Below are 9,039 nucleotides of genomic sequence, written 5' to 3'. Positions count from 1 at the left end.
GTTAGTATTTATTTGCATTTTCGCTATCGATATTTTGATCATCACAGCGGGAAGACAGCGCACTGGCTTCATCTGGACTTTCATTTAATAAACGAAAACGACTTAAAAATTCGGCATAGTTCCCCGCTAAAATGCGGCGAATATGAAATGGGGCTTTGGTGAGTACGTAACTCATGTAACGGCTGGCGGCTTCTCGCTCATTGCCATCATAAATATCCACATAAACCCAATTGGAACTTGGATCATTGGCAATTAATAAACGGCGGTGCTCTGGACTTTTACCTGCCGTTGCTGTTTTGACTTTGCTTTCATCTGCAAAGTGAGGTAATTGGGTAACTTTTATCTGTACCACTTCATCGGGTGATAAATTATTACTTTTATTTAAGACCTCACGCATAGCTGAGGGTGATAGCTGAGAGACAAGTCGCTTATTTTCTTTGGTGTCTTCAATTGCCACGGCCACTGTTTCATCAGCAACACTATCGGCATCGCGCATTTCGCCACCCTCTTGCATATCAGCAAGGCGTGAAACACCATGACGTTTTAAACAGCGTTGCAAACCAGCACGGGATACATTGACGTTAATAAACTGTTTGCTCACCGCAAGCAATTCATCAAGGGACAGTAATAAACGTGTTCTCAACTCAACCACAACATACTCTTGTGCTTCGCTTAAGGTGGTATTTAACTGCTTAGGTACGTGAGACGCATCGGCAAGAGATTCTCGTTTACGCCATTTACGTACGGTTGATTCGGAAATTTTTAATAAACGGGCAAGCACAGCTGTAGGTAGCGCTGACTCGTGGATAAACGCCCTCATTTCGGGCGTAGTCGTCGCATTAGCATGTTGCTTAATCATTTTTGACCTTAAGTTCATTTAAGGTCAAGTTCACATGAATAACAGCTCGCAGCTTATGTTCAAGGAGCGTGCTAATCGCATTAGCATGTTGCTTAGTAGTGCTTGTAGGTTGTTTGCTCATTTTTATCCGTAGACTCTTCTCGGTAAATTTTCATGAGTACATAGGTACAATCAATATCTTATCGCGGCTAATATACACAGGTTTCAAACCCAACACAATCACCCGATACATACTTTTTGTTAAAATAGACTAAGGTCTGCCCTCATCTGTTCGACCAGTTGGCAAGAAATCTGTACTCTTCATAGCTATTTTCTTTAAATAGCGACTCCTCATACCAGCTAGCCATTTTGTTATAGTTCAAGCAAGTTTAAATAAACTGATAAAAACAAATTTACCCTAAACTCTTTATGATAAAATCACCTCTCAGTAAGCATTAACCACACGTTAAATAAACAACACAAGCTACCGATACTTCTATGACCTCATTTTCTCAAACTGAACTTTCAACTAGATCAAAAAAAAGGCTTACCCTAGCTAACAATGAAATTCATTTATGGATGACCAAGCCAGAAGAGTTATTGGGTAAAGATGAGCTGTTAGCAACTTACAGCACCTTATTAACCAGTAAAGAAACAGCAAAACAACAACGATATATGTTTGCTAAAGACAGGCACGATGCCCTAATCACTCGTGCATTTATTCGTGATTTATTGTCTTATTATGCGGATGTAGCACCACAGGATTGGCAATTTGAAAAAGGTGAAAAAGATAAACCGGAAATCGTTAATTGCCCGCTGCCATTACGCTTTAATATCAGCCATACCAAAAACCTCATTATTTGTGTGATAACACTTGAAGATGATATTGGTTGTGACGTTGAAAATACCGGTCGTAGCAATGACGTATTAGCCATTGCCGAACGTTATTTTTCCCCTAAAGAAAGCCAGGAACTATTCGCACTGCCATTAGCACAACAACGCAATCGATTTTTTGATTATTGGACCTTAAAAGAGTCTTATATCAAAGCTTGGGGCTTAGGTTTAGCGATACCACTTAAAGATTTCAGTTTCAGTATTACCGACACCGAACACAATCATAAAGACCTATTTACCATCAAGCAGAATATTAGCTTAAGTTTTGCCGAGCATCGCGTCGATGAACCACAAATTTGGCGCAGTTGGTTAGTTTATCCAACAGCAGCAATGGATGAAAAACAAGAGCACCGTATAGCCATCTCTTTAAGGACTAAAAAGTTAACCGAAAAAGGCGATAATCAAAAGGCTGATTACCAATTACGCTTCTTCAACACCCTACCCTTGCTTGGTTACCGAGAAATATAGGCACGAATAGTGGTTTACACTGTTAGCTACTTATTTTCTAGCGGTATTACCTCCCTACTTGGATGGTTGAACGTGCATATATTGATATACCGCTACTTAAGAGTTAACTAAATACTGACTTAGGTAAATTCGTCCTGTTGTTGCTCAAGTTTTAGTAAAGCTGTTTAACGTATTCTAAAAAATAATTTTTAATAACCAAATAATCTTAATAAACAACGCAAATGTACTGTACAAATAAACAGCAACCCCCTACTTGTTTCTTTCTACAAGAAAGCGGGAATAATTCCTGCTTTCACACATCAACCAGCTTGGTAGTTTAATGTATAAGTTATTGATTATCCGATAAATCTGTTGTATTGTTGTTTTTTAATAAAAAGCATGAAAGTAGGAACTTTTCCGTGTTTAAATCAGGAAAAATTCCTACTAATACGCTGTTATATGCTCTTGAAGGTTTGTACCATGCAATACGATTATGCGAAAAATAGAATCTCAGAGGCAATTAAAGAATTATGTATTGCTCCGGGAGATGCACGAAGTAGATTACTCATTGCAAATGATTTAACAAGTAGTCTTAATGATAATCATTTTCCAGATGATTTATTACCTCAGTGGCTAGATATTAAAAATATGATGCGTAAGAATGGCCCAAGAAAAAACTCTGCAGGTAAGCCAGTTGATGGTGCCGTTTCCAATACTTTAAGGACCATCCGTAATTCTACAGGCTCAAAAATAGCTGAAAAGTTCTACGATTTACATGAGCAGTTTCAGCAAGAGTACTGAGCATATAACAAGCAAATTAATCAGGACAAATAACAGTTGGTTTTTGCTCCTGCGTCGCCTATTTTAACCAACTGTAATTTGCCCATTATTTGGGCGTTAGGCATTAAGGAGTATCATGGCTGAGTATGCAATAAATCAAAATGACACTATTGTCTTTGCTTCCGATTTTGATTCTAATTCATGGGAAAATTTAAAAGTAAAATACAATATTGGTGACTTTAAAATGCCTTGTTGTGATTCTCCTGCTATTCCTAAAACAAGTTCCAATTTCAAGCATTTCTTTGCGCATTACTCTGATGAATGCGCTTCTTCCGAAGAATCTATTTGGCACCTTGAATCGAAAGTAGCTGTATTGCTCATTCTTAGATCACTTAATATTAAATCAGAGCTCGAAGTTTCTGGGGGACTATCAAATAAAAGATGGCAAGCAGATGTATATTTTGAGTTGGGTGATAGAAAAGTTGCAATTGAAATACAGCACTCTTATCAAAATTTAAGAGATTACTTTAAAAGACAAGAGCGATATAAAGAGTCAGGTGTTGAATCGTATTGGTTACTTTACTCACCACGTTATAAAACTATTTGTAATTCTATAGGGAAATATCGTATTAAAAATGAGTTTAATAATAAATGCCCTGAAAGAGGTCTATTCCCATGCCTCCCAGAGTTACCAATACTAAATCTATTAAGAGAAGGAGATCAAAATACCATTAAGGCACCCGGTTTATTTTCTTGTTCATTATTAGAGTTAATTAATGGAATTATCGATCACCGCTTAGTATACAAAAATGGAAAGTGGAATCTAATTGAAAATGCCTAACAAGTTACTCAAACGGACGCGAAACAGTTTGCTAGCGCTCGTTCCTCGCTATTTTAGCAAACTATTTCGCGCCGCTTAGTAAGGCGTTATATTTCACGGAGGATTTAGGTTGTCATTTCCCACTTTAGAGACAAATCGATTAAGGTTAGATCAATTATCAAAAGAAGATTCAAATAGTTTATTTGAAATATTCTCGGACAATTCAGTTGTTGAATATTATGATTTAGAGGCATTTACTGAACTGTCACAAGCAAGCAATTTGATTGAATTTTTTAACTCTCGTTTTAAAGAAAATTCTGGTATACGTTGGGCTATTCGGCTAAAAGAAACAAATCAACTTATCGGTACTTGTGGCTTTAATACTTGGAGTCCTAAAATGAAAAACGCTGTTCTTGGATATGATTTACTGCCTAAATATTGGGGTAAGGGTTTTACCACTGAAGCAGTTCATCGAATAGTTAAATCGGCATTTTCAGGTGACTTATCTTGCGGTAAACTTAATCGTATACAAGGCGATACTGTTCCGGGAAACTCTGCATCTGAATCACTCCTACTAAAAGTTGGGTTCAAAGAGGAAGGCATTAGGCGTCAAAGTGGTTACTGGAAAAATCAGTTTCATGATCTTAAATGCTTTGGATTAATTCAGTCCGAGTACTGTGAAATATAACAAGAAAATTAACAAGGACACGTAACAGTTGGCTACGTTTCGCTACGCTACACAATTTTAGCCAACCATTACTTAGCCTGTTATTTAGGCGTTATATGCCAGTGTCACAATAATTTCAGTAGGTGTAATTAAATGTTTATGAAAAAAGTAATATTCACATTATTCTTAGCGACCATGTTACAAGGATGTGGAGGCGATTCAGGGGAAGATGTTCAACATGAAATTACTGAGGAAATTCAGAATGAAATAAGTTCGGATGATCAGATGCTTTTAACCGCTTTTCAAAATAAAGAAAATAACTTACAAGTTAACGGTAAAGGGACTGTCACTGTATTGCTAGAAACCGACACATCAGGTACACAACATCAAAAATTTATTATTCAATTAGCTTCTGGGCAAACATTACTGGTTTCTCACAATATTGATTTAGCCCCTATGATTAATTCATTAAAAATAGGTGATGCTATTGAATTTTATGGGGAGTATGAATGGAACGATGAAGGTGGCTTAATTCACTGGACTCATAATGACCCAAGTGGTGAGCATATTGATGGCTGGTTATTTCACGATGGCTTGTTCTACGGATAGGCATATAACAAGCAAATCAACAAGGACACGCAACAGTTGGCTACGTTTCGCTTTGCTACACAATTTTAGCCAACTATTACTTAGCCTGTTATTTGGGCGTTATGTTTACAGGAGTATTCATTGCCACATTGCATAATTGAGCATTCTAAAAATATAGATGGAAAAGCATTAATTCCACTAGTGTTTTCCGGTGCGTTAAAGTCTGAGTTATTTGAAATGGATGGTAAAGATATTAAGGTAAGAGCATTGTCTTTCACTGATCATCAATCAGGTGATGAGATAACGTCCTTTGCACACATAACATTAAAAATACTGTCTGGGCGCAATACCGAACAAAAATCACTATTGTCTCAATCAGTGTTAGAGCAACTAAAAACATTGAAATTAAGTAGTTGTTCTCTGTCGGTTGAGGTTGTAGACATAGATCGTGTAAGTTACGCAAAAGTAGTAACGTAAACATAACAAGAGTTTTCAAGTCGGACAAATTACAGTTGGCTTTTTGTTCGTGCCTCACTTATTTTAGCCAACTGCAATTTGCCGCTTAAAACGGCGTTAGTTGGCTAATAAAAAAGATCGTCTAAGTGCTAAATAATTCAGTTTCACCAATTCACTGTTTGGTGCTTTACCGCGAATAAGTTAGTCACTTTCATCACGTTTCTGAAAGGTGTATTAGCGTAACTATTCACTCTAAATAGTGAGTGTAATGGCTCAAATTCACGGTTTGGTATTTTCATGACGGTGCGTTTAAGTTATTGTTGTACTTGGTGAAAGTATGTTGCAACTAACAAGCAAATCAACTGGGACACGTAACACTTGCTCGGTTCCACTTCGTTTCACATTTTAGCAAGTATTACTTAGCCCGTTATTTGGGCGTTAGTTGGCTAATAAAAAAGATCGTCTAAGTGCTAAATAATTCAGTTTCACCAATTCATTGTTTGGTACTTTACCGCGAATAAGTTAGTTACTTTTATCACGTTTCTGAAAGGTGTATTAGCGTAACTATTCGCTCTAAATAGTGAGTGTAATGGCTCAAATTCACGGTTTGGTATTTTCATTACGGTGCGTTTAAGTTATTGTTGTACTTGGTGAAAGTATGTTGCAACTAACAAGCAATTCAACGTGACACGTAACAGTTGGCCGCGCTCACTACGTTCACAATTATGGCCAACTATTACTTAGCCCGTTAATGTGGGCGTTATGTTACAAAAATTAGGTTAGGTGATATGAGTAAAGGTAGAGATGAATTTTTAGAGGGAACTAAAAGAATATTAGCCGACCGTGCAGGTTGGCGCTGCTCATTCCCTAATTGCGGGCAGTTTACACTAGGTCCTTCCAATACAGACCTAGATAAAAAAATAAATAATGGAATAGCGGCGCACATTTGTGCTGCTGCAGAAAATGGTCCTAGATATGATCCGAACATGACGCCTGAACAAAGAAAAAGTTTAGATAATGGGATTTGGATGTGCAGAAACCATGGGAATTTAATTGATGCAGATTTTTCTACATATACTGTTGAACAACTGAAAGAGTGGAAAGTTCAGGCAGAAAATTTTGCCTACACTATGCTTGCAAATCCAAGCAATTTAGCGCCCGCTGTAAGTTCATATTCAGAGCAAGATCGTCGAGTTTTCGACTTTCTAAATGGTATCCTACCTTATGAAGTAATTCAGAAAATTAACGATGAACCTTTTGGTAGATATGTTCCAGATTGTGTAATTAAGCCATTCCATGACCTAATCTATTATGAAAATGACCCAGTTTACCACTTTATTAATGTGGAGCTCGAAGGACTTAGAACTCTACTTCTTCAACAAGCCTGGTGTTTTAATAGGCATTTCGCCCAACAATCAGCTGGTGCAGTTGGTGGATATGATTATATTAACATTTCTGAGTTTCGTCGTTACAACCCAGATATCCCTGAATCATATTGGATTCAAATTTCAGATGAAACTAGTAAGCTCGCAAGAGAGTTTTGTTCTACAGCGATGAAGCTAAGAGAGATGCAACGAAACTTGTAACATAACAAGCGCTTCAAACGGAAAAAATACAGTTGGCTGTTTTCACTCCGTTCAACATTTTAGCCAACTACATTTTTCCGCTTAAGCGGGCGTTATGTTTCTCATAAGGTTTGGAGTATATGAAAGAAAAGGATTTTAATGCGTGGTCTGATACTCGCAAAAAAGGAAAGCTAAATTTCACCTTATTGAGTGGTTTATTAGCTTGGGGATTACCAATGTTTATTGTGATGACATTTATAGTAAATGAAGCATTTGATGAATCAGGCCTTATAACCTCTCACGTTGTAATAAATGGCGTAGTTTGGACTATTGGTGGTTTATTATTTGGTACTACTACATGGTTTTTTACAGAGCGAAAATACCACAAAGAAATTGCTAAGCGTAAAGAAACATAACAAGAATTTTCAAGACGGACAAATTACAGTTGGCTTTTTGTTCGTGCCTCACTTATTTTAGCCAACTGTAATTTGCCGCTTAAAATGGCGTTATGTTTAATAATCAACAATTGGAGTTCTCTTAAAATGAAGCAAATAATTTTGCTTTTCTGTCTTGTTCTAACCGCATGTGCTAATCCTGGTGTTGTTGAAATATCGCCAGATACATATGTCCTATTTAGAGATGATCACGGTGGTATTTTTGGTAACGCTGGAGCATTAAGAGCCGATGTGATTAGAGATGCTAATAAATTTGCTAAATCAAAAGGAAAAATTGCCATTCCTGTTTCATCTACATATACACCTATAGGTAACGGACCTGGACAATGGGCATCTTTCGAATATCAATTTAGAGTCGTAAATAAAGAAGATGAAGAAGCAGTTAGAACATCTTTAAAAAAACGTGCGGATCATGTAGTCGATCAAAATGTCAAAATTGATATTAATTCAAAATATACTCAAACAACAAAAGATACTTATTCAGAGTTAATTAAAATTAATGACTTACTTGAAAAAGGTATAATTTCCAAAGCTGAATTTGAAACAATGAAAGCTAAAATTTTGGGTGCTAACAATTAAACATAACAAGCTAATTAATAAGGACAAAAAACAGTTGGCTGTTTTCGTTCCTCAACATTTTAGCCAACAATTTTTTGCCCATTATTAGGGCGTTAGTTGGCTAATAAAAAAGATCGTCTAAGTGCTAAATAATTCAGTTTCACCAATTCACTGTTTGCTGCTTTACCGCGAATAAGTTAGTCACTTTTATCACGTTTCTGAAAGGTGTATTAGCGTAACTATTCGCTCTAAATAGTGAGTGTAATGGCTCAAATTCACGGTTTGGTATTTTCATTACGGTGCGTTTAAGTTATTGTTGTACTTGGTGAAAGTATGTTGCAACTAACAAGCAAATCAACTGGGACACGTAACACTTGCTCGGTTCCACTTCGTTTCACATTTTAGCAAGTCTTACTTAGCCCGTTATTTGGGCGTTAGCTATACAAGGAGAGTTTTGTGCTTGATTGGATCAAAAAAATAACCTCAAAAGGCATTTGGTATTTATTAGCAGTTCTAATTACTGCGTGTTTGGCTGGGCCAGAAATATTAATCAGTATGGAGCTCATGGTACTAATAGAAATCCTTGGAGCTTCAACATTCGTATTGATGTATGTTACTGGTTTAAAACTATTTTTAGCTAATGCATTTAATTCTTTCTTTAAGCCTGTATTATTTCCAATATATAAAATAATACAGCAATTAGATCCGTATTTTTTTGTTCCTTCGTATAATAATGTTAAGAAATTCCCAGCATTACTTTGTCATTCAATACCTGGTTTTATGCTATTAATGGTTGGTGGTTTATTTATAAACCAAGACTCAGGTTTAGTGTAAAGTATAGCTAACAAGCTAATTAATAAGGACAAAAAACAGTTGGCTGTTTTCGTTCCTCAACATTTTAGCCAACAATTTTTTGCCCATTATTAGGGCGTTAGTAGGCACCGCTAATTCAAGTAAAGTTTTATTGTAAA

11 protein-coding genes are annotated in these 9,039 nt (G+C 36.5%); 10 read left to right on the top strand and 1 reads right to left on the bottom strand.

All coding sequences use genetic code 11. The features are described 5' to 3' along the window. Nucleotide 1: 1 nt before the first annotated feature. The gene (locus tag CMT41_RS07190) at nt 2-859 is read right to left on the bottom strand and encodes a transcriptional regulator (protein ID WP_057180669.1); all 858 of its coding nucleotides are present in this window, start codon (nt 857-859) and stop codon (nt 2-4) included. A gap of 477 nt (nt 860-1,336) precedes the next feature. Between CMT41_RS07190 and CMT41_RS07185 the strand changes: the two genes are divergently transcribed. The 10 genes from CMT41_RS07185 to CMT41_RS19350 all read left to right on the top strand — a co-directional run bounded on the left by CMT41_RS07185 (nt 1,337) and on the right by CMT41_RS19350 (nt 8,902). Then, nucleotides 1,337-2,200 carry a 4'-phosphopantetheinyl transferase family protein gene (locus CMT41_RS07185; protein WP_058026793.1) on the top strand — a complete coding sequence of 288 codons (864 nt, stop codon included), beginning with the start codon at nt 1,337-1,339 and terminating at the stop codon, nt 2,198-2,200. A gap of 459 nt (nt 2,201-2,659) precedes the next feature. Next, entirely contained in the window at nt 2,660-2,980 is a 321-nt protein-coding gene (locus tag CMT41_RS07180; protein ID WP_058026791.1) for a hypothetical protein, read from the top strand. Between the two features lie 115 nt (nt 2,981-3,095). Then, nucleotides 3,096-3,800: a competence protein CoiA gene (locus CMT41_RS07175; RefSeq protein ID WP_058026790.1), complete on the top strand. Its 705-nt coding sequence runs from the start codon at nt 3,096-3,098 to the stop codon at nt 3,798-3,800. A gap of 109 nt (nt 3,801-3,909) precedes the next feature. Beyond that, a complete protein-coding gene (locus CMT41_RS07170) occupies nt 3,910-4,467 on the top strand; it encodes a GNAT family N-acetyltransferase (protein WP_058026788.1) in 558 nt (185 codons plus the stop codon). A 132-nt stretch (nt 4,468-4,599) separates the two neighbouring features. Next, entirely contained in the window at nt 4,600-5,055 is a 456-nt protein-coding gene (locus tag CMT41_RS07165; protein ID WP_232300033.1) for a DUF3465 domain-containing protein, read from the top strand. Nucleotides 5,056-5,175: 120 nt separating this feature from the next. Continuing rightward, nucleotides 5,176-5,511 (top strand): 5-carboxymethyl-2-hydroxymuconate Delta-isomerase, encoded by a 336-nt coding sequence (locus CMT41_RS07160; protein WP_058026786.1) that lies wholly within the window; start codon nt 5,176-5,178, stop codon nt 5,509-5,511. A 767-nt stretch (nt 5,512-6,278) separates the two neighbouring features. After that, nucleotides 6,279-7,076 (top strand): hypothetical protein, encoded by a 798-nt coding sequence (locus CMT41_RS07155; protein WP_058026785.1) that lies wholly within the window; start codon nt 6,279-6,281, stop codon nt 7,074-7,076. A gap of 119 nt (nt 7,077-7,195) precedes the next feature. Beyond that, nucleotides 7,196-7,471 (top strand): hypothetical protein, encoded by a 276-nt coding sequence (locus CMT41_RS07150; protein ID WP_058026783.1) that lies wholly within the window; start codon nt 7,196-7,198, stop codon nt 7,469-7,471. Between the two features lie 126 nt (nt 7,472-7,597). Continuing rightward, nucleotides 7,598-8,089, top strand: coding sequence for an SHOCT domain-containing protein (locus CMT41_RS07145; RefSeq protein ID WP_058026782.1), 492 nt, complete (start codon nt 7,598-7,600; stop codon nt 8,087-8,089). A 435-nt stretch (nt 8,090-8,524) separates the two neighbouring features. Next, entirely contained in the window at nt 8,525-8,902 is a 378-nt protein-coding gene (locus tag CMT41_RS19350) for a hypothetical protein (RefSeq protein WP_197410264.1), read from the top strand. Nucleotides 8,903-9,039: the final 137 nt, after the last annotated feature.

It is taken from the genome of Colwellia sp. MT41 (genome assembly GCF_001444365.1).
Taxonomy (GTDB): domain Bacteria; phylum Pseudomonadota; class Gammaproteobacteria; order Enterobacterales; family Alteromonadaceae; genus Colwellia; species Colwellia marinimaniae.
Note: the sequence above shows the minus strand (reverse complement) of the source record. Positions and strands in the feature narration are given on the sequence as shown.

Bases quoted from the DNA above. Each gene is read 5' to 3' on its own strand.
- CMT41_RS07145 (WP_058026782.1), top strand. From the start codon at position 7,598: ATGAAGCAAATAATTTTGCTTTTCTGTCTTGTTCTAACCGCATGTGCT.
- CMT41_RS07155 (WP_058026785.1), top strand. From the start codon at position 6,279: ATGAGTAAAGGTAGAGATGAATTTTTAGAGGGAACTAAAAGAATATTA.
- CMT41_RS07165 (WP_232300033.1), top strand. From the start codon at position 4,600: ATGTTTATGAAAAAAGTAATATTCACATTATTCTTAGCGACCATGTTA.
- CMT41_RS07175 (WP_058026790.1), top strand. From the start codon at position 3,096: ATGGCTGAGTATGCAATAAATCAAAATGACACTATTGTCTTTGCTTCC.
- CMT41_RS07180 (WP_058026791.1), top strand. From the start codon at position 2,660: ATGCAATACGATTATGCGAAAAATAGAATCTCAGAGGCAATTAAAGAA.
- CMT41_RS07190 (WP_057180669.1), bottom strand. From the start codon at position 859: ATGATTAAGCAACATGCTAATGCGACGACTACGCCCGAAATGAGGGCG.
- CMT41_RS07150 (WP_058026783.1), top strand. From the start codon at position 7,196: ATGAAAGAAAAGGATTTTAATGCGTGGTCTGATACTCGCAAAAAAGGA.
- CMT41_RS07185 (WP_058026793.1), top strand. From the start codon at position 1,337: ATGACCTCATTTTCTCAAACTGAACTTTCAACTAGATCAAAAAAAAGG.